Consider the following 20,084-nt stretch of genomic DNA (forward strand, 5'->3'; position numbering starts at 1 on the left):
TCGCTTCGAACCCGCATTTATACAGAAACGGTCGACCAAGGACACGTCTTGCGTGCAAATCCCGTTATTGCACTTGTTTGATGAACACCCCAGCCACCACACCGCAGGCAAAATCCGTTCTGATCGAGGCACTTCATCATTCGCGCCGCCGGGACGCTGCCCGCGTCATTCATCGCTACGGACATTTGATCGCCGACGACGTCGAAAGCGAATGGCCCGCACGGCTTGCGGCGACCGACGCGTGCAGGTGCGCTCGGCCGGCAGAGAACGAACAAGAAAAGGAAGATTTTCGGATGTTGCGCGCAAACAGTCTGATCGCCCTGGTGCTTCTCGGTTTCGGCATCGCTCACGTCGTTGGCACCACCCTGCTGCTGCGCGGAGCAACCCCTCACGTGACACAGGCGGCCATTGTCACGAATCAAGGAGATTGATCGCGCTGCGAGCGACAGCGGCGCGTGCCGCTTGTCGCTAGCGATCCCGAAACCACCAAGTTCGCTCAAACATTCAACGCTTGCTGACGCATGCAGTCCCGATGGGCTGCCTGTAACGCGACGCACCGACCAAGAGGCTGACATGACTGCCATGGCCAGAGCTATATCGCGCACGCTTCTCTCGATTTCCGGCAAAGATGTCCTCAAGCAGGCTTTGTTCTGCTGCGGAGCAGGACTTCTGGTGTGGTTGCTCTCGCTGACGTACGGCCTTGACCTCAGTCCGGGCCTGTTCTGATGACGATGCCCGACGAAACGCTGATTTTCTGCATTCTGATCGTTTGCCTCGGCGCCTGCTTCATTTGGGCCTTTTGGGAACTCGAGCAGATGCGGAATTCTCACCCGAGCGGGTTCGCAACTTACGCCGGTCGACATTGCGATAGCCGTTGCGGGCCATGCTCGTGAGACTTCTTTTCGGACGTCGGCGATGTCCGACGCGCATTTTCACGGTCCTCCTAGCAAAAATTACGCCGCTGTCACGCCCGACTAACGCCAACGACGACGGCGACAGCGTTCAATTGGTGTCACGCAACGATGTGCCGGGACATCGCGGTCGCAAAAATCGGAGTACCACCATGCGCGCCCATACACGGTTTAAATCAGGCGACGATCATCTGCGCCTCGGCGCGATCTTCAGCCTGCCTGCCACGTGGTGGCAGCGAGCCTGTTTCAGGGCAGAGTTGCGCGCGGATATCAGAGACAAGCCCGATTTTCTCCGCGATATCGGTATCGGTTTGCACGAAGCGCAAGCCGAAGCGTCGCGGTTTTTTTGGGAACCTTTGCTACTGAACGCTGATTTTCTGCATTCTGATCATTTGCCTGGGCACCTGTTTTATCTGGGCCCTTTGGGAACTCGAGCAGACGCGGAATTCTCGCAACGAACGGGTTCGCAAATTACGGCGCTCGGCATCACGATAGCCGTCGCCGGTCATGATGTCCGACATGAGTCCTCCACCTGCCAGGACAAGGCGGTGTTGGCCACCCTTCAAAATTACGACACGATGTGAGGAAATAGCTTCGATATGCGTGGGATGGTGGCAGCTTTCGTGATTATTATTGGACTCTCGGCGGTGGTGGAAAAGAAGCAACAGGCATTTGTCCCTCGACCAACCGCGCCTATGCCCGCCGCACTAATACCCTGATGCTCCGGTAAGGGCGTCAACGCCCTACCGCGACGCCTCGACCCGCTTCACGCCGACAATCGCGGGCAACGAGCCGGTGTGGGCCGGCTCGCTCTTCGGCTCGCCTTTGGCTTCCGGCGGCAGCATCGCGCGCGCGGTGGCCTCGGGGAAGCGGATCTTCATTTCGCGGATGAAGCCGTCGAGCGTGTCGACGTTGGCGGCCATCTTCGCGATCAGGGCGAATTCGGTGCTGCTGGAGGCCGCCGGCTTGCTGGCCATGTCGAACGCCTGGCGGTCGGCATCGCCGGACATCAGCGGCGCGTATTTCTCGCGGAAGCGCGCCAGCCCGAGCGCGTCCTCGGCCAGCGCGTAGCCGACCACTGCGCGGATCACGTCGGCCTTCTCGGCCGCGTTCAGCGGTTTGAAGTCGCGCCAACGGTCGGCATAATACAGCTCGATCTGTTCGGAAGCCTCGCGCCACTGCCGCGACGCCCAGTAGATGTCGGAGCGCAGCCGGATCGCCTCGCGGCCGGTGATGTTGGAGATGATGTCGAGCGCGAGGTCATGCCGCCCGACGTCGCTTTGGGCGCGCGATTCCAGCAGCAGCCGCTGCTGGCGCAGTTCGCCCGAGAGATCGGCGATGCGGGTCGAGCGCAGCGCCGCGATCGCGCGGTCCGGCTTGCGGTTGGTCAGGTACACCATGGCGAGCCGCGCCGCCACCTGCGCCCGCGCCGCGCCCTCCAGCCGCTTGTCGACCTGGTATTGCAAGAGGTCGGCGGCCTGGTCGAGCAGGTCGACCGCGACCAGCCGCTCCGCCAGGCGCCGGATCATCTCGTCGCCGCGGCGGCCGATCGGCGTCAACTCGCGGTACTCGTAGAACATGCCGAGCGCGTCGATCGGCTTCATGTCCTCGCCCTTGGGGCTGAGATAGAGCTGCGCAAACAGCGCGGACGCGGCGTCCTGGGCCTGTCGCGACAGTTCGGCATTCGGCTGCAGCCGGGTCGCGGTCTTGACCGCGGCAAAGGAATCCGAATAGCGGGCGGTATCGGCATAGATCTGCGCCATCCGCTGCAGCGTCTTGACCTCGATGGCGTCGCCGCGCCAGATCGCCGACAGCGTTTCCAGTTCGCGCAACGCTTCGGCCTGGCCCATCTCGCCACGCTTCTGGCGCAACAGCACCTCGAGCTGGCGGCCTTCGGCCGCCGCCTGCCGGTTGGGGGTGTTGGCGGCGAACTTGTAGGCGTCGAGTGCGTCCTTGTCGTAGCCGAGCGCCTCGGCGAGCCGTCCGCGCAGCACCGCGATCTCGGGTTTCATTTCGGGGGGAACGCCGATCACGTCGAGCTCGCTGCGCCGACGCGAGGCGCCGGCATAGTCCTTGACCTCGAGCGAGGCCCGCATGGCGTCGGCGGTCACGATGCGCTGCAGATCCAGCGGCAGCGAGGCGATCGCGAATTCGGCGTTCTTGAACTTCTCGCGGGCATCCGCCCATTTTTGCTGGCGGGCGAAGGCGAACCCCTTCCACAGCTGGGAATCGTAGCCGTTGCCGATCGCGGGATTGGCGAGATCCTTCAGCCCGCGCTCGGGATGGCCGATCAGGATGCTGGCCACCGCATGCACCATCATCACGGCGGCCTCTTCGTTGCCCTGCTTGGTCTCGGAGTAGATCAGATTGGTCACCCCGCGCGCTTCCTGATACATCGCGCGCGCCATGTAGAAATTGGCAAGGTCGAGCCGGGCCTGCGTCTTCTGCTCGGGCTCCGCGGTGGCGGCGGCCTTGATCAGCGCATCGAGCCGCGGCAGGAAGTTTTCTTCCTGGTTCTTGCGCCACTCCACGGCGTCAAACAACGGCCGCACCGCGGCGGTTGCGCGTTCGGCGGCGACGTCGGCCGACGACAGCGTCAGCCCGCCGGGCCGGCCAAGCATCACCTTGTCGGAGCCGACCTCGGCGGAGACGTCGTCCGAATTCGGACGCACCACCACGCCGTGGCCGGATTCCAGCAGCGACAGCTCGACAAAATCCTGCCGCTTGATGAAGCCGCGGACCGGCGGCGGCGCGGTGACCACCAGCAGCGTATCGCCGGCATCGGGATCGACCAGCCGGTACAACTGGCCGGGGTTCGCCAGCGGCACGCTGACATTGGCGAGCGCCGGATCGGTGATGTTGCGCAACACCATCAGCGGCAGCGGCGGCGCCTGCACGCGATCGGCGAAGGTCAGCGTCCACTCGATACCGCCGCCCCGCGGATCGCTTTCCAGCGACGGCATCTGCGGCCGGTTCAGGCGAATGCGGACGGCCTGGCCCTTGTCCAGCGGCAACGTGCTGACGTCGCCGATGATGGCGCCGCCCTTGGCGCGGATCGGCTCGACGTCGATCGATCCGGTCTTGTCGAACACCAGCCACACGGTGTCGGCGCGGCGAAACATCGCCGCCGGTGTCGGCCCGGTAAAGCTGAAGGTCACGCGCAAGCCGTCGCTGTCGCGCCGCGCCTCGACGGTGGCCGCTTTGGCGCCGGCCGGCGCCAACTTCTTCGCAGGCTCGACCGCGGCGGCCTTGATCTGCTCCTTGACTTGCTCCCTGGCAGGTTTCGGCGCCGCGGGCTTTGGCGCCTCCGCAGCATGCATCGTCTCGGCAGGCTCCGCGGGCTTGATGGATTCCTTGGCGGATTCCTTGACGGTGTCTTTGGCAGCTTCTTTCGCAGGCTCGGAGGGCTGCGCAATTATCTCAGGCGCGGCCGAGGCCTTCTCTGCGGCGCGCTCCGACGCTGGCGCCGCGGTCTCGGTCGCGGACGCCGCCGTTTCCGTCGCCGGCTGGTCGGGCCTGATTTCGATATGGGCCTGCTCGGCAATTTCCTCCGACGTCACCGGCGCCAGCGGCGCAGGCTGTTGCTGCGGCATCGTCTCGTTTACCGGCGCTCCGCGGGGAAGCTGCGCCACCGGCTTGATCTTCGCCGGACTATGCTTGCCGGCCGGGGCGTGCGCGGCGGCGGCGGGCGGCGCATGCCCGTCGGCCATCGCGGACTTCTCCGCCTGCTGGAACGCGACGTCGACGATGTAGTTCTTTTCCTCGCGGAACGAATGAACGTCGACTTCGCCGATCAAGAGGATATCGACCGCAGATGATTCGACATCGGTGCGCTGGGTGATCGATGCGACATTCGGCGGCGACGCCACCTTGGCATCGGCGAGGTCGAAGTTCAGCACGTTGTTGAATTGCAGCGTCAGCTTCTGGTCGTTGAGCACCGACGACACGTTGACGCCGTCCGGCATCTCGAACACGAAGCGCACGAACGTCGGCTGCACCGAGGCGCGGACGCGAACCGGCGCTTTCTTCTTGGCGGCGGTGACCGCGAGCTGCGCCCGCAGCGCACGCTCGGCAACGCGCGCCCGCTCGGACAGTTCGCGAATGACTTCGGCGGGCAGCGAGGGCGGCGAACCGGTCCAGCTATCGGGCAGGAAGTCGACGAAGATGCGCTCGCCTGCCGTCATGGTGTTGACGGTCGCCCGCCGCGCCAGCGACAGCCGGATCGCCATGCCGTCGGGATCGCGCCGCGCCGAGCCGACATAATCGGGAACCGCGTCCGACAGTTTGTCGACGGGAATGTCCACCGGACGCTTGAAGCGGATCACGATGATGGAGCCCGCGGTGGTGACCTCGGACTCGACGTCCTCGGCGAGCTTCAGCATCAGCCGCGCATAGCCGCCGGAAGCCGAAAACGTCGCCTCGCCCCGGACCGGGTCATCAGCCAGGGCCGCTGGCGGGAACGTCAGGCCGCCCAGGAGCGGCACCAGGACAAGGCAATGCCGCGCCGTCCGCGCCAATGCGCGGCCCAGCAACGAAACTCCAGCGGCAGCCCTTCGCCCCATCCAGGAAATCTCTTGGCCTCGACAAATTCAGCGGCGAAGCGCCCTCGCCCGCTCGTTTGAATCTTGAATTGGCCGGCTTAAGGTTTTGTTAAATATGCCGTTTCAATTGGGCTTTTGCTGCAGCATCTTGCCTTCGATCTTGGGCAGCTCGGCCGTGGAGGCGGATTTGTCGCTGCCGGCGCGGCGGGCCAGTTCCACCGTCAGCCGTTCGGCGGCTTCCGGCTGCATCAGGCCCAGGATGTCGGACATTTTCCGCGGCGCGATCTGGGAGGCGATTTCGTAGAGCACGGACATCTCCAGCCGGTCGAACACCTTGGCGGCGTCCTTTGGCTTCATGCCCTCATACATCGTGATGATGCCCTTGAAGCGCGCGGCGTCCTGTTCGGCCTTTTGCCCGGAGGCGCCGGAAATCCGCGCCTCGGTCGCCTTCATCTCCTCGACGCGGCCGTCGATGCGCTTCTCGGCCGCCTTCAGCAGGCTTTCGCGAATTTCGACCTCGCGCGCGCGCTGTTCCAGTTCCTGGCGGCGCGTCTGCAGCCGCTCGAGAATGGCCCGCTCCGACGGCGACACCGCCTGCGGGCCTTGATCGGGAAACATCACGACGCCATCGGGCTTCGGTGGTTCGGTGCCGGGGGCCGCCGGCTTCGGCGCCTCTTCCTTCTTCTCTTCCTTGGGCGCGCCGTGGGTCGAGCCGGTAATGTCATCCGGATCGATTTTAGCCCCGCCCGGGAAGCCGAGATTCTCCTGCGCCCACGACATCCTGGCCGGTTTGTTCGGCTGGTAGTCGAACACGTATCCGCCATCGAGCACGAGGCCGGCGATCTTCAGCACGGCAAGGCCGAAGATCGCAACCAGAACGACGGGCAGGACTCGAATGTCGCGGAACGATTTCATGCAGCGAGGCCATCCGTCCTTCGGCGTTCGGAGAACGCGTGTGCCGCCGCGGCAACCGCTTTCGCCGCCGAGACCTTCGGCGCTGACGAAACCGGTGCCGCTTCCTGCGTCGTCGGCCGCGCTGCGGCTGCGATCTTGGAGAGGCGGCGGATGATGCCGTCACCTTCGGCGAGCTGGCTCTTCAGATGCATCGACATCTGGGTTGCGGCGGTGATCTGGCTGCCGAGATGTTCGTTGACGTCGCGCACGGTGTGCTTGAGGCCGCCGATCGCGCGCTCGGCGATTTCGGTCGCGGTGATCAACTCGCCGATCGTGGCTTTGAGCGAATGCTCGTCCGCCTTCAGCCGCTTCAGGCGCTTGTTGAGCAGCATGCAGTAACCGATCGTGAGCATCAGCAGCACCGCTACCAGACTCTCGATCACTATTCCGATGGAATGATTCATTGTGCCTCCATCAACTTGGTTTGCTCGTCGGCCTTCTCGAACATCGCGAAGGTGGTATTGGGCTTGCGCAGCGGCTTGGTGACGCGAATGGCGACGCGGTCGCCGACCCGGCCCATTCGCCCTTCGGTCAGGATGACGTTGCCGCAGCGGACCGACACCAGCGCGTCGGCGCGCATCTCCAGCGGCAGCGTGTCGCCGACCTTCAGCTTCATCAGGTGCTTGAGCGGAATGTCGGCCTCGTACAGCACCGCATCGACGGAAATCTCGGCCTGCGCCACCTCGGTGGCAAAGTGGCCTTCCCAGATCGGATCGCGGCCGAACTTTTCGCCCATGAACATCTGGAGCAGAACCGGGCGGATCGGCTCGATGGTGGCGTAGGGCAGCAGCAATTCGATATTGCCGCCGCGGTCTTCCATGTCGATGCGCAGCCGCACCAGGATCGCGGCGTTGGCAGGCCTCGAGATCGCGGCAAAGCGCGGGTTGGTTTCCAGCCGGTCGATCGAGAACGTCACCGGCGACAGCGGCCGGAACGCCTGCTCGGCGTCGGCCAGCACGACCTCGACCAGCCGCTTGACCAGGTTGGTTTCGATCGTGGTGTAGGGCCGGCCCTCGATGCGCAGCGAGGTCTGGCCGCGGCGGCCGCCGAGCAGCACGTCGATGATCGAATAGATCAGGCTGGAATCCACCGTGGCGAGGCCAAAGTTTTCCCACTCCTCGGCCTTGAACACCGAGAGCACCGCGGGCAGCGGGATCGAGTTCATGTAGTCGCCGAAGCGCACCGAGGTGATGCGGTCGAGCGAGACTTCGACGTTGTCGGAGGTGAAATTGCGCAACGACGTCGTCATCAACCGCACCAGGCGGTCGAACACGATTTCGAGCATCGGCAGACGCTCGTAGGACACCATCGCGGAGTCGATGATGGCGCGAATGCCGGAATGGTCGTCGAGATTGACGTCGCCGACGGTGAAACCGAGCAGGTTGTCGATTTCCTCCTGCGACAGGACCCGCTCGCCGGAGTTCTTGTTGCCGAACTCGCGGCCGCCGTCCTCGACCATGGCGGCCCATTGCAGCGCCATGCTTTCGGAGAGTTCGTTAGCGGCGGCCTCTTCCGCTGCCGCCGCGGGATCCTCGGAGTCGAGCGAGGCTTCCCATTGCGCGGCAATGGCGTCCTGGTCCATCTGGTCTTGGTTGCCGGCCATGGCGCTAGACCCGTTCCATCACTGGACCACGATTTCCTTGAACAGCACGGCCGAGACCTGCTGCGGCGCCACCGCGTTGTTGACGCGCTTGGTCAGCTCTTCCTTGAGCCGGAACAGGCCCGCCGAACCGTTGATGTCGGAGGGGCGCAATTCCCGCAGGTAGGTCTGGAACAGGTCGGTGACGCGCGGCAGGTTCGGCTTGATCGCCTCGGCCTGCTTCTCTTCCTTGACCTCGAGCACGACCTTGACGCGGAGATATTGCACGCGCTCGCCGGGGGCGCCGACCAGGTTGACCATCATGTCGGGTACTTCGACAAAGGACGGCGGCTTTGGCGGCGGCGCTTCGGCATGCACCTCCTCGCCATGGCCGCGCATGAAGAGGAACCAGCCACCGCCGCCGCCGAGGATGGCGACGAAGCCGATCAGCGCAATGATCAGCTTCAGCTTGCCTTTCTTGGCCGGTATGGCGTCTGCGCCATCTGCGCCTTCCGCCGGTTCGTTGTCCGCCATTGCCCCGCCCGATCCACCTGGATGCGAACACGGTTGCCACCGACCGGGGTCAGCAAAGGCCCCATAACGCGAAACAAAAGCCGCCAGCGCACACGCGCTCTCTATAAACGCAACGCTACGGTAACAATGGTTAACGGAACCTTTCCGGTTGACGCCAACTAGGAAAAAACTGCCGGGCAAACATGGTCAACAAGACCTTTCTGCCGCCCGCGGCGCCCCCCCGAAAAACACCTAACCCTTTCATTAACCGCTGTTTTCCGAATTGGCACGGCTTTCGCTAAGTAGCTGGATGAACCGGCGGGCTTGGGAGAGCTCAAGGGTTTACGGGATCCGGACAGCGGCTTGGGAGAGCAGGCTCTAAGGATCGATCAAAAGGGGAGACCACCGATGGAGAATACGCTTCTCGTCGGACTATCGCGGCAGATGACGCTGGAACGGCAGATGGATGTCGTCGCCAACAACGTCGCCAACATCAACACGAACGGTTTCAAGGCCGACCGCTCGCTGTTCGAGGAATTTCTCAATTCGGGTGCGCACGAAGACAATTTCACGCGCTCCGACCGCCGCATCTCCTTTGTGCAGGACCGCGGCACCTTCCACGATTTCGCGGCCGGAAATACCGAGCAGACCAGGAACCCGCTCGACGTCGCGATCGACGGCGGCGGCTTCCTCGCGGTGCAGACCGCAGCCGGCGAGCGCTACACCAAGGACGGCGCACTGCAGATCAACAATCAGGGCCAGCTCGTGACCGCGGCCGGCAACCCGGTGCTCGGCGCCTCGGGCCCGATCGTGTTTCAGCCGACCGACCATGACATCGCTATCGCCGCCGACGGCAACATCACCGTGGTCGAAGGCACCGGCCGCATCGACTCGGTTCGCGGCAAGCTGCGGGTGGTCTCGTTCACCGACGCCCAGAAGCTGGTGAAGGACGGCAGCAACCTGTTCTCGGCCGGTGCCGGCGCCGCCACCCAGACCGACGCCGCCTCCAGGGTGCGTCAGGGCTTCGTCGAGAAGTCGAACGTCAATTCCGTGACCGAGATGAGCCGCATGATCGAGATCACGCGGACCTATACCCAGATCTCCGCACTGCTGTCGCAGCAGAGCGACCTGCACAAATCCGCAATCGAGAAACTCGCCGACGTTCCGGCATAACCGCAAGGCATTGATCGATGCGCGCCCTTTACACAGCAGCGACCGGCATGGCGGCACAGGAACTCAACGTTCAGGTGATCTCCAACAACATCGCGAACCTGCGCACCACCGGCTACAAGAAGCAGCGCGCGGCGTTCCAGGACCTAATCTATGACCATGTGCGCCGCGTCGGCGCGCAGGCGTCCGACCAGGGCACCATCCTGCCCGTCGGCGTCGACATCGGCGGTGGCGTCAAGACCGTCGGCACGCCGCGCCTGATGAGCCAGGGTACGCTGTCGCAGACCGGCAACGACCTCGACATCGCGATCCGCGGCGAAGGCTTCTTCAAGATCCAGATGCCCGACGGCACCTACACCTATACCCGCGACGGCACGTTCCAGATGGACGCGCAGGGCCGCGTCGTCACCGCGCAGGGCAATCCGGTGCAGCCGACGATCACGATCCCGCAGAACGCCTCCGGCATCACCATCAACGCGCAGGGCCAACTCTCGGTCACCCTGCCCGGCTCGACCACCCCGACCACGGTCGGCCAGATCGGCCTGACGCGCTTCATCAACAAGGCCGGCCTCAATCCGATCGGCGACAACCTGTACACGGACACGCCAGCCTCCGGCACGCCGCAGGACGGCATCGCCAACACCGACGGTTTCGGCGACATGCAGCAGTCCAACCTCGAACAGGCCAACGTCGAGGTGGTCTCGGAAATCTCCGACCTGATCGCCGCCCAGCGCGCCTACGAGATGAACGCCAAGGTGGTGAGCGCCGCCGACCAGATGCTGCAGTCCACCTCCAACATGTTCCGCTGAGAATTGGCCATGATCGCCCGCTCGCTCATCCTCGCCTCTGCCTTGCTCGCCGCCTCCGCTTCGGTTGCAGTCGCGCAAAGCCGGCAAGAAAATCCGACCACGCAGACCGGCATCGTCACAGCCCCCGCGCTGCGCGCCAATGTACAGGTCTCCAGCGACATCGTGCGGATCGGCGACCTCATCGACAATGCCGGCTCAGCCTCCCAGATCGCGATCTACCGCGCGCCGGATCTCGGCACCACCGGCTCACTGCCCGTGCCGCAGGTGATCAATGCCCTGCGCGCGCACCAGGTGATCGGCGTCGACACCCGCGACCTCAGGGAAATTTCGGTGACGCGGCTGGCCCGCTCGATCGAGGGCAAGGATATCGAGGCGCAGGTCGGCCGCGCGCTGGAGCGCAAGAACGGTCTTGGCGATGCCGCCAATCTCAGCCTCACCTTCGACCGCGATCCCGGAGATGTCAGGCTGGATGCCGGTTTCACCGGCGCGATACAGCCGACTTCAGTGCGCTACGACAACCGCAACGGCCGCTTCGACGTCACCTTCGAGATTGCCAATGACAGCGGCATCAGCGCGACCAAGCTGCGTTTCACCGGCACGGCGGTCGAGACCATCGAAGCCGCGGTGTTGGCGCGCAGCGTCGAGCGCAACGAGGTTTTGAAATCCTCCGACGTGATGGTCGAGCGCCGCCCGAAAGCCGAGGTCGGCGCAGATGCCGCCGTCCGCGACCGCGCGGTCGGCATGCAGGCGCGCCGCCAGCTCCGCGCCGGCCAGGCGATCAAGGTTGCAGACCTCGCCAAGCCCGATCTGGTGCAGCGCGACCAGAACGTCACGCTGACCTACGAATCGCCGGGACTTTACCTCACCGTTCGCGGCAAGGCGCTCGAGGGCGGCACCGACGGCGACGTTGTCAATGTCATGAACCTGCAATCGAAGCGCACTGTGTCCGGTGTCGTCACCGGCCGCGGCCAGGTTTCGATTTCGGTCGCTACGCCGCGGCCCGCGCCCGGTCCGGTCAGCGATGCCACCTCCTCGCTCGATGCCACGCCGTCCGCCGCTCCCATCGCCGTTGCCAACGTCAGTTCCGTCGCTGCAAAAACCGAGTAATGTAAATGTCAGTCTCCCGTATCAACCGCTTGATCCTCACCGGTGCGCTGCTGTCGCTGGCCGCCGCTGCGAGCGGTTGCTCCTCGATCGATCGTCTCTCCCAGATCGGCGAAAAGCCGAGGCTGACGGAGATCGAGAACCCGACGACGCAGCCCGGCTACAAGCCGGTGCAGATGCCGATGCCGAAACCGGAGCAGGCGTCCTATAACGCCAACTCGCTGTGGCGGAACGGCTCGCGCGCCTTCTTCCGCGACCAGCGCGCCGCGCGCATCGGCGATCTCTTGACGGTGACCGTCAACATCACCGACAAGGCCAACCTCTCCAACGAAACCCAGCGCAGCCGCACCAGCAAGGAAGATTCGGGCATCACCAACTTCATCGGCGCCCAGACCATCACGCAGGCGAACAAGATCCTGCCCGGCCGCATCCTGAGCACGGACTCCACCGCCTCCAGCGACGGCAAGGGTTCGGTCAACCGCCAGGAAGCCTTGCAGACCAACGTCGCCGCCGTGGTCACCCAGGTGCTGCCGAACGGCAACCTCGTGGTCGAAGGCAAGCAGGAGATCCGCGTCAACTTCGAAATCCGCGAACTGATCGTCGCCGGCATCGTGCGCCCGGAAGACATCCAGAGCGACAACACCATCGATTCCTCGAAGATCGCGCAGGCCCGCATCGCCTATGGCGGCCGCGGCCAGATCACCGACGTCCAGCAACCCCGCTACGGCCAGCAGGTAATGGACGTGCTGCTGCCGTTCTAGCGGGTATGATCCCAAAAAGTGGAAACCGGTTTTTGGAAAAGATCATGCCCAAATAGAAGAGCCTTCAAGAGCTCCCACACCTCGTTGCGAACCTAGGCGCGACGAAGTGTTCCAACGCGGCCCTCGTCAGCTCCCCTGACGAGGGCCGTGGTCGTTTTGAGGTTTGGCGCGTCGCGTCGGCGATGTCAGTGCGAACGGTGGCGCGGGTGATTTCGATCGACGAGCTGGGCGTAGGCATTGAGGTAACGATTGGGTGCGCAAGTGGCCATCCGGCCCGAAGCACTCACCTGGCACTGTGCGTAGCTCGAGAAGCTGCACTCGCCGGCGCCGCCGGCGAATTCATCACCCTGGATGCAATATTGATAATTCTGCGCTGTAGCAGGCGCCAAGCCAATCACGAAAAACGTCGCGGAAGTCGCGAGAGCAAGAAATACGGTGCGCATTTTTCCCTCCTGCGTTGAAGCCTCCCGCTCTATTGGTAGGTCCGGTGCAGGTATTGCAGGGTGAGCTAGTTCACATCGCGAGCCTCACTGTTAGGTGATCGCGTGATCTGAGGTGCCTGACGGACAAATCACCCACCTGCGACAAATTAACCCGACGGGCAAATTTCCGCTGTCGCCGTCGGGCAAATCAGTGGTTCAACTCCGCCCGTCTACCGCGACAAGAGGGGCGATCGCGATCGTCACGACCGTGCGGTGGGATGCGATGGACGCGAAGGCTGCGACTGACGAGCGCGGCCACTAGCGTACGGTGAAGTCGTGTGGGCCTGACGCCCCGGTGCTGGCGTCAAGTCGTGTGGAGGCGAAAGCCTCTGCCGATGATGGTGGCAAAAAGCCGGTCACCAGGGCGAACTCGTATAAGCCGTAAAGCCATTGCGTGGGGGAGGCCGGAGTGTTCTCCGCTGAACCTGTATGCTCGTGTGCAGCATTGTTTTGCACAATCACACGCGAGACCGCGGGTGCAGCGCGCACCCGGTCTTCCCCGCGCCCTCTGATTTTATGGGGGCTACGTTTCTTTCAAAACTTCGGGCGTATCGCGCCGCGAGAAGGCGAACTTATGTCCACCGTCATTGCGAGGAGCGAGGCGACGACTTGTCCGCCGTAGCTCAACGAGCGAAGGCGGAAGCAATCCATACATCCGTTATGCCGCGATGTGGATTGCTTCACTTCGCTCGCAATGACGGCTGAATTGGCGGCGAACTGAAATACTTGGCCAGGTAGCTGCGCCGGATTGCTTCACGCCCCGCCCGGTGACATAAACCTGAACTGCCGTGCGGTCATTTTTCCTCTTCCGGGAGAACTTCGATGTGCCACCTCTGCGATATCAGCGAAGCCGTCCCATCAAGGCAACCGACGCGCCGGCGCTTCCTGACGGCGGCGGGCGTCGCCGCCGGCCTGGCCTTTGCGCCGCGGGCCTTTGCCAAGGATAAAAAACCGCCGCCAAAGCCGCAGAACGTGATTTCGCCGGATGAGGCGCTGGAGCGGTTGATGAAGGGCAACGCCCGCTATGTCGAAGGCATCTCACGCCGGCACGATTTCAAGCACGAGCGCGAGGCATTGGCCGGCGGGCAAAATCCCTATGCCAGCATTTTGAGCTGCGCGGATTCCCGCATCGCGCCCGAATATGCCTTCGACAGCGGCCGCGGCGATCTGTTCGTCTGCCGCGTCGCCGGCAATTTCGCCAATGACGACACGGTCGCGAGCCTGGAATATTCGGTCGCGGTGCTTAACTCGCCGCTCATCCTGGTGCTCGGACATGAAAGCTGCGGCGCGGTCGATGCGACGATCAAGTCGCTGAAGGACAATACCACCCTGCCCGGTCACCTGCCTTCGCTGGTCGCAGCGCTGGCGCCGGCGGTGAAGGCGGTCGCCGACCAACCCGGCGACAAGCTCGCGAACGCGACGCGGCGAAACGTCATCGACACCGTCGCCAAGCTGAAGGCGGCAACGCCGATCCTCAGCGCCGCGGTCGACAAGGGAAAGCTGAAAATCGCCGGCGGCGTCTATCGTCTCCGCGACGGCAAGGTCGAGATGGTTGGCTAGAGCTTCGTAGCCCGGATGAGCGAAGCGACATCCGGGGCCGCTGCAGCCTCGCCCCGGATGTCGCTTCGCTCATCCGGGCTACAAGGACTGAACTATTCCGGCGTCGCGCGCCGGATCAGGGCGCAGAGCCCGGTCATGCGCGCGATCGGATGTTCGACGAACAGGCGGCAGGACGCCAGCGTGCCCTTGAGCGTATCGGGGGGCGTGGCGGGTTTCAGGTGCGAGGCGAGCATCGCGCCATGGGCGTGACCGAGCGCGCGGGTGGAAAGCGTCAGCGCGTTCAGCCGCCCCTGGCGCTGCAGCGGCGCCAGCAGGGTGCGCAGCAGCGCAAGATAGGATGGCCAATACGCCAGATGCCGGTACATGCTCGCGATCAACTGAGGGTCGGTGTCCTCGCCAAAGCTGTTCAGCTCCTCGACCAGTGCCGCCACTTCGGGATCCAGCGCGTCCATCGGCGGCAACTCGGGAATCTTCGTACCCGACGGCTTCGGCGCGACGGCGGCCGGCGTCACGGCGTCGGCCGGCCGCGGCTCGTAATGCGCCAGCAGCGCGGAGAGCACCACGAGCGCCAGCGCGTTGGTGTACTGATAGCTGTCGAGCACGTTGCGAATGATGCCCCGGTCGGATTCATCGATGCCGGCGGCGAGCAGCGTATCGGCGGAAAAATCCGGCCAGTCCGGCAGCGCGATGCTGCGGCGCACCGCTTCGGCATGCAGCGGTGCGGCACCGAGATAAAGCGGTCGCACCGTCGACCACGTCCATGGCAACGCACCCGGCATGGTCGCGAGATTGCGCCAGATCAGGTTGACGACGCTGGTGCCGAGCACCTTGCGGATATCGGCATAGATCTCGGCGGTCTCGCCCCTGGCGTCGCCCTCAAGGATCGATGGAACGCTCTCTGCCATCACGCTCACTCAATTCGGGAAAGCGGCCGCGACGGTGCCGAGTCCATCCAGTTCCATCACCACCGCATCGCCCGCCTTGAGCCACACGGTCTTGACGAGACTGCCGGTGAGCACGATCTGGCCGGCGTGCAATCCCTTGCCCTCGGCGGCGAGATGATTGGCGAGCCAGGCCAGCGCGTTATGCGGATGCCCGAGCACGTCGGCGCCGGTGCCACGGCCGACTTCCTCGCCGTTGATCATGGCGCGGCCGGTGACTTTGAGCAGGTCGGGCGCGTTCAAACGCGAAACCGGCGCGCCGAGCACGCAGCCGGCAGCGAAGAAATCGTCCGCAACCAGCGTCGGCGCTCCCGCCGTCTCCCAATTGACGTAGCGGTCGTCGACGATCTCGATCGCGGGGTGATAGGCCTCGATCGCCTCCATCACCCATTCGGCCGTGAACGGCTCTTCGCTCGGCGACAGATCGCGCGCGAGCCTGACCGCGATTTCGCATTCGACACCGACGCGCACGTAACCGCCGAAGCGCAACGTCGCGCCGCTGTCGTGCACCCCCTTGGCGAACACGCCGCCGGCGCAGGGATGCGGGATGTCGAGATATCGCTGCATCACCGGGCTGGTGCAGCCGATCTTGTAACCGACCAGGGGCCCCACCTTGGGCAGCAGCAGATCGTGCAGCGCGCGCTGAACCCGGTAGCCTTCGGCCTCGTCGCCGGGCGCGACGTCAGGCGGAAGTGCCGCCAGCGGCGCGCGCCCGCGGCGGGCGGTGGCGATGATTTTTGCGGCCGCGAGAATTTTGTCCATCGGCGGCGGCTTTCTGGTTCGAGATCCGCAGCGACCACCGCAACCGGCGATCAATCGCTGCGCTTTACCCTACTCGTCGCGATAAACCTTCTCGCGCTTCTCGTGGCGTTCCTGCGCTTCCACCGACAGCGTTGCGATCGGGCGGGCTTCAAGCCGCTTCAACGAGATCGGCTCGCCGGTCTCCTCGCAATAGCCGTAGGTGTTGTCCTCGATTCGCTGCAGCGCGGCGTCGATCTTGGAGATCAGCTTGCGCTGGCGGTCGCGGGCGCGCAGTTCGATCGCGCGATCGGTTTCGGAAGAGGCGCGATCAGCCAGATCGGGATGATTGACGTTCTCTTCCTGGAGGGTTTGCAGGGTGATCTTCGATTCCCTCAGGATCTCGTCCTTCCACGCCAGCAGCTTCGCGCGAAAGTAATCGCGCTGGCGGTCGTTCATGAAAGGCTCTTTTTCGGTAGGTCGATAGTTCTTCAACTTTTCCAAGGCCAGCCCATCTTCACGTGCAAGGCGGGACGGAAAAGAGTCCGTCCGCGCGGGCCTTATATAGCGGCGGGTTGTGACAGACAATATCGGCCATCCCCAGGAAGAGGCCGGCCCCAACGCCCTGCACAGGCAAAACTATCGGGGCGGCCAGCCTCTTTAATAGCCAACCGTGAAGCGCTGCCGGATATGGGCCGGACGCTCGATCTCGTCGGCGAGTGCAACTGCGAAGTCCTCGAAGGAAATCCAGCTTTTCCCGTCCTCCGCGGTCAAAAGCTGGTCCATTCCAAGGCGGAACTTGCCGGTCCGCTGGCCGGCCGTAAACAGGGCCGAGGGCGACAGGAAGGTCCAGTTCAGTTCCTTTTCCTGGCGCAGCAGGTCGAGGAAGGCCGCCCCCTTCTCGGCCTCGGCCTTGTATGCCACGGGAAAACCAGGGGTCGTCACCAGCCGGACGCCGGGCGCCACCTCGAGGCTGCCGGCGCCGCCAACCACGAGGTAGCGGCTGACTTTCGAAACCTTGGCGGCCCCGATCAGCCGGACCGGGTCGCTGTCGAGAAAGTGCACCGCACTGATCACGGCGTCGTGGCCGGCGAGCAGCCGGGCCAGGCCCGCCTGGTCCAGCACGTCGCCCGTGATGGCGGTGACGTTGGCGAGGCTTGCGATCTTGCCGGGGTTGCGGGCGATGGCGGTGACGGCGTGGCCGCGGCGGGCGAGTTCGGCGGTGATGCGCGAACCGGCGTTGCCGGATGCGCCGATGACGGCGATTTTCATGGGGAGTCTCCATTGGCGTGGTGGATGTGGTATCCAATGGTGACTAGATAGCGAAAAGGATGTAGGTGTTAAGAGAGCACTTTGGGGTCACCTGATTACGCCGGAGTAACCGCCGTGAAAGCTGCGAACATCAAAACCGCGAACGCCTATTCTGCGGACTGCCCGACGCGCCAGATTCTGGATCGTGTCGGCGACAAATGGGCCGTCCTCATCCTGCTTCTCGTGCGGCACGAACCAATGCGTTTCAATGCGTTACGTCGAACGATTGAAGGTATCTCGCAGAAGATGCTCTCACAGGTGTTGAAGTCGCTCGAGCGCGACGGGCTGATCAAACGCCGCGCCATCGCCACCGTGCCGGTCATGGTGGAGTATTCGATCACGCCGCTTGGGGCGACGCTCGCGAGCGCCGTCGATCCCTTGCGCGACTGGGCCGAAAGCAATCTGAAGGAGGTGCTGAACGCGCAGCGCCGTTACGACGCGCAGCGCAAGCCGATCGCGGCGTGAGCATAGCGTTTTCGAGCGAAGTGGATTCCGGTTCGCGTGAACAAAACGCGTCAAATAAGAAGTTTAGAACTGACCGGCCTTGGCCAGTTCGACTTCGACGCGGAGCTCGATTTCGGACAGCACGGAATCGAGGCCGAGATCGCCGGAGGAAGACTTCAGGTTGGCGGCGGCATCGCGCAGCCGGTTGACGGTCGAGGCATCGAGATTACCGGAGAGCAGTCCGAGCTTGAGATCGTCGAGCACATCGAGCGCGCCCCTGCCCCGCGCCACCGAACGCTTGCGGCGCTCGGTTGCGTCCTCGACGCCCTGCATCGCCAGCAGCGCATCGATGCTGCCGGCGGCCTTCGGTGCCGAGACAGCGCGCGGCTCGTCCGGCGTGGCCGGCGTCTCCGGCAGCGAAAAGCCGGTCGAGCTGGTTCGCCGCGTCTGGCTCGCGGGCGATCCAAGCGTGGTGCCGTTCGGTCCGTAGATGCGCATCGTGGTGATCTCGCCCGAGGGAATAGAGCGCAGCATTGCCCCGCCATGGTTAACGACACGTAAACGACCCGGCAAAATCTGCCGACGGCGGCAGTTTCGCCACCGCCCGGGCACCGCGCCGGCACCGACGCTCTCGAACAATTCCTATTGTTATCAATGCATTGCACGCATCATGCCGCGTGGCATCGATCTCGCATAGTTAATGGCGGATCACCGTCATGGGAGTGGCGTTGCGGTCCGGTTGAAGACCTCGAGGGGAGCACAGGATGCCCGGCATCCGTTCGGCAAGAGTAATCTGGGTGGCCTGCGCTGCGCTGCTGGCGCTGGCACTGACGGGCGTGTCCGCGGGCGCGACCTCGCGGATCAAGGACCTCGCCAATATCGAAGGCGTACGGCAGAACCAGTTGATCGGCTACGGCCTCGTCGTCGGCCTCAACGGCACCGGCGATACGCTGAACAACATTCCCTTCACCAAGCAATCGCTGCAGGCGATGCTTGAGCGCATGGGCGTCAACATCCGCGGCGCCACCATCCGCACCGGCAACGTCGCCGCCGTGATGGTCACCGGCAACCTGCCGGCGTTCGGCACCCAGGGAACGCGGATGGACGTCACCGTCTCCGCGCTCGGCGACGCCAAGAACCTGACCGGCGGCACGCTTCTGGTCACCCCCCTGCTCGGCGCCGACGGCAACGTCTATGCGGTGGCGCAGGGTTCGCTCGCGATCTCCGGATTCGCGGCCGAAGGCGCCGCCGCCAGCATCACCCGCGGCGTGCCGACCGTCGGCCGCATCGCCAATGGCGCCATCATCGAGCGTGAGATCGAATTCGCGCTCAATCGCCTGCCCAATGTGCGGCTGGCGCTGCGCAATGCCGACTTCACCACCGCCAAGCGCATTGCGGCTGCGGTCAACGACTTCCTCGGCGTCAAGACCGCCGAGCCGATCGATCCCTCCACCGTGCAGTTGTCGATCCCGGCCGAGTTCAAGGGCAACGTCGTCGCTTTCCTGACCGAGATCGAGCAGTTGCAGGTCGAACCAGACCTCGCCGCCAAGATCGTGATCGACGAACGCTCCGGCATCATCGTGATGGGCCGCGACGTCCGCGTCGCCACCGTTGCGGTGGCGCAAGGCAATCTCACCGTGACGATTTCGGAAAGCCCGCAGGTCAGCCAGCCCAATCCGCTATCACGCGGCCGGACGGTGGTGACGCCGCGCACCGGCGTCAGCGTCACCGAGGACGGCAAGAAATTCGCCGTCGTGAAAGACGGCGTCTCGCTGCAGCAGCTCGTCGACGGCCTCAACGGCCTCGGCATCGGGCCGCGCGACCTGATCGGCATCCTGCAGGCGATCAAGGCCGCCGGCGCGATCCAGGCCGACATCGAGGTGATGTGATGCAACAGAGCCTGATCAACAGCACCTCCGGGAGCATGCCCACCAAGGCGATGATGCCGCTGTTCAAGGGCCGTCCGGATCCGGCCTTCACCGAGGCGCTGGCGAAGGTGTCGCCGCAGGCGCAGGCCAAGGCGAAGGCCACCGCAACCGACTTCGAAGCGATGTTCCTGAACTCGATGTTCTCGCAGATGACCACCGGCGTCAAAGGCGACGGTCCGTTCGGCGATACGCCGGGCACCGGCGTCTGGCGCTCGATGCTGACCGAACAATATTCGAAGTCCTTCGCCAAGGCCGGCGGCGTCGGAATATCGGATGACGTCTATCGCACGCTGATCATGCAGCAAGCCAACCGCGCCGCCTAATCCAACGGGAACCCG

At 64.3% G+C, this 20,084-nt stretch carries 22 protein-coding genes; 11 read left to right on the plus strand and 11 right to left on the minus strand.

The genetic code is table 11. The features are described from left to right. Window positions 1-80 precede the first annotated feature (80 nt). The 3 genes from FFI89_RS22460 (at window position 81) to FFI89_RS22465 (ending at window position 1,495) form a co-directional block, all read left to right on the plus strand. Entirely contained in the window at window positions 81-431 is a 351-nt protein-coding gene (locus FFI89_RS22460) for a hypothetical protein (protein WP_138829805.1), read from the plus strand. Window positions 432-573: 142 nt separating this feature from the next. Next, window positions 574-726: a hypothetical protein gene (locus tag FFI89_RS34515; RefSeq protein WP_168212995.1), complete on the plus strand. Its 153-nt coding sequence runs from the start codon at window positions 574-576 to the stop codon at window positions 724-726. Window positions 727-1,063: 337 nt separating this feature from the next. Further along, window positions 1,064-1,495 carry a hypothetical protein gene (locus tag FFI89_RS22465; protein WP_138829806.1) on the plus strand — a complete coding sequence of 144 codons (432 nt, stop codon included), beginning with the start codon at window positions 1,064-1,066 and terminating at the stop codon, window positions 1,493-1,495. 159 nt (window positions 1,496-1,654) lie between these two features. Here FFI89_RS22465 and FFI89_RS22470 read toward each other — a convergent pair whose 3' ends face one another. The 5 genes from FFI89_RS22470 to fliL all read right to left on the minus strand — a co-directional run bounded on the left by FFI89_RS22470 (window position 1,655) and on the right by fliL (window position 8,519). Further along, on the minus strand, window positions 1,655-5,473 hold the full coding sequence (locus tag FFI89_RS22470) for a tetratricopeptide repeat protein (protein ID WP_138829807.1): 3,819 nt from the start codon (window positions 5,471-5,473) through the stop codon (window positions 1,655-1,657). 102 nt (window positions 5,474-5,575) lie between these two features. Further along, entirely contained in the window at window positions 5,576-6,367 is a 792-nt protein-coding gene (locus FFI89_RS22475) for a MotE family protein (RefSeq protein ID WP_138829808.1), read from the minus strand. After that, window positions 6,364-6,810 (minus strand): DUF6468 domain-containing protein, encoded by a 447-nt coding sequence (locus FFI89_RS22480; RefSeq protein ID WP_138829809.1) that lies wholly within the window; start codon window positions 6,808-6,810, stop codon window positions 6,364-6,366. The genes FFI89_RS22475 and FFI89_RS22480 overlap by 4 nt, the downstream gene beginning before the upstream one ends. Continuing rightward, window positions 6,807-8,009, minus strand: coding sequence for a flagellar motor switch protein FliM (gene fliM / locus FFI89_RS22485; RefSeq protein WP_138829810.1), 1,203 nt, complete (start codon window positions 8,007-8,009; stop codon window positions 6,807-6,809). The genes FFI89_RS22480 and fliM overlap by 4 nt, the downstream gene beginning before the upstream one ends. Before the next feature lie 18 nt (window positions 8,010-8,027). After that, window positions 8,028-8,519: a flagellar basal body-associated protein FliL gene (gene fliL, locus FFI89_RS22490; RefSeq protein WP_138829811.1), complete on the minus strand. Its 492-nt coding sequence runs from the start codon at window positions 8,517-8,519 to the stop codon at window positions 8,028-8,030. Window positions 8,520-8,906: 387 nt separating this feature from the next. Here fliL and flgF point away from each other — a divergent pair, with 387 nt between their 5' ends. From flgF to flgH, 4 genes are read left to right on the plus strand one after another with little or no spacing between them, the layout of a single operon-like run. After that, a complete protein-coding gene (flgF, locus tag FFI89_RS22495) occupies window positions 8,907-9,671 on the plus strand; it encodes a flagellar basal-body rod protein FlgF (protein ID WP_138829812.1) in 765 nt (254 codons plus the stop codon). A gap of 17 nt (window positions 9,672-9,688) precedes the next feature. Next, a complete protein-coding gene (gene flgG, locus FFI89_RS22500; protein ID WP_138829813.1) occupies window positions 9,689-10,477 on the plus strand; it encodes a flagellar basal-body rod protein FlgG in 789 nt (262 codons plus the stop codon). Window positions 10,478-10,486: 9 nt separating this feature from the next. Further along, a complete protein-coding gene (flgA, locus tag FFI89_RS22505) occupies window positions 10,487-11,584 on the plus strand; it encodes a flagellar basal body P-ring formation chaperone FlgA (RefSeq protein WP_138829814.1) in 1,098 nt (365 codons plus the stop codon). Window positions 11,585-11,589: 5 nt separating this feature from the next. Continuing rightward, a complete protein-coding gene (flgH, locus tag FFI89_RS22510) occupies window positions 11,590-12,342 on the plus strand; it encodes a flagellar basal body L-ring protein FlgH (protein ID WP_138829815.1) in 753 nt (250 codons plus the stop codon). 185 nt (window positions 12,343-12,527) lie between these two features. Here the strand turns inward: flgH and FFI89_RS22515 are convergent, their stop codons facing one another. Next, window positions 12,528-12,785: a DUF3551 domain-containing protein gene (locus FFI89_RS22515; RefSeq protein WP_138829816.1), complete on the minus strand. Its 258-nt coding sequence runs from the start codon at window positions 12,783-12,785 to the stop codon at window positions 12,528-12,530. Window positions 12,786-13,646: 861 nt separating this feature from the next. Here FFI89_RS22515 and FFI89_RS22520 point away from each other — a divergent pair. Then, window positions 13,647-14,384: a carbonic anhydrase gene (locus FFI89_RS22520; protein ID WP_138829817.1), complete on the plus strand. Its 738-nt coding sequence runs from the start codon at window positions 13,647-13,649 to the stop codon at window positions 14,382-14,384. Window positions 14,385-14,476: 92 nt separating this feature from the next. Here the strand turns inward: FFI89_RS22520 and FFI89_RS22525 are convergent, their stop codons facing one another. From FFI89_RS22525 to FFI89_RS22540, 4 genes are all read right to left on the minus strand, one after another. After that, on the minus strand, window positions 14,477-15,289 hold the full coding sequence (locus FFI89_RS22525; RefSeq protein WP_138829818.1) for a hypothetical protein: 813 nt from the start codon (window positions 15,287-15,289) through the stop codon (window positions 14,477-14,479). Window positions 15,290-15,298: 9 nt separating this feature from the next. After that, window positions 15,299-16,087 carry a 2-keto-4-pentenoate hydratase gene (locus FFI89_RS22530; RefSeq protein ID WP_138829819.1) on the minus strand — a complete coding sequence of 263 codons (789 nt, stop codon included), beginning with the start codon at window positions 16,085-16,087 and terminating at the stop codon, window positions 15,299-15,301. A gap of 69 nt (window positions 16,088-16,156) precedes the next feature. Further along, window positions 16,157-16,522 carry an RNA polymerase-binding protein DksA gene (gene dksA, locus FFI89_RS22535; RefSeq protein ID WP_092509290.1) on the minus strand — a complete coding sequence of 122 codons (366 nt, stop codon included), beginning with the start codon at window positions 16,520-16,522 and terminating at the stop codon, window positions 16,157-16,159. A gap of 201 nt (window positions 16,523-16,723) precedes the next feature. Next, window positions 16,724-17,335 (minus strand): NAD(P)-dependent oxidoreductase, encoded by a 612-nt coding sequence (locus tag FFI89_RS22540; protein ID WP_138829820.1) that lies wholly within the window; start codon window positions 17,333-17,335, stop codon window positions 16,724-16,726. Between the two features lie 129 nt (window positions 17,336-17,464). Between FFI89_RS22540 and FFI89_RS22545 the strand changes: the two genes are divergently transcribed. After that, entirely contained in the window at window positions 17,465-17,839 is a 375-nt protein-coding gene (locus FFI89_RS22545) for a helix-turn-helix domain-containing protein (RefSeq protein ID WP_168213172.1), read from the plus strand. Between the two features lie 63 nt (window positions 17,840-17,902). On the opposite strand, the gene FFI89_RS22550 is transcribed toward FFI89_RS22545, so the two are convergent. Next, the gene (locus FFI89_RS22550; RefSeq protein WP_138835574.1) at window positions 17,903-18,316 is read right to left on the minus strand and encodes a flagellar assembly protein FliX; all 414 of its coding nucleotides are present in this window, start codon (window positions 18,314-18,316) and stop codon (window positions 17,903-17,905) included. Between the two features lie 266 nt (window positions 18,317-18,582). On the opposite strand from FFI89_RS22550, the gene FFI89_RS22555 reads away from it, so the two are divergent. Together FFI89_RS22555 and flgJ are read left to right on the plus strand one after the other, a co-directional pair. Further along, complete coding sequence (locus tag FFI89_RS22555; RefSeq protein ID WP_138829822.1) at window positions 18,583-19,707, plus strand: flagellar basal body P-ring protein FlgI; 1,125 nt, start codon at window positions 18,583-18,585, stop codon at window positions 19,705-19,707. Between the two features lie 35 nt (window positions 19,708-19,742). Further along, entirely contained in the window at window positions 19,743-20,069 is a 327-nt protein-coding gene (gene flgJ / locus FFI89_RS22560; RefSeq protein WP_138835576.1) for a flagellar assembly peptidoglycan hydrolase FlgJ, read from the plus strand. Window positions 20,070-20,084: the final 15 nt, after the last annotated feature.

Source organism: Bradyrhizobium sp. KBS0727 (assembly GCF_005937885.2).
GTDB lineage: Bacteria > Pseudomonadota > Alphaproteobacteria > Rhizobiales > Xanthobacteraceae > Bradyrhizobium.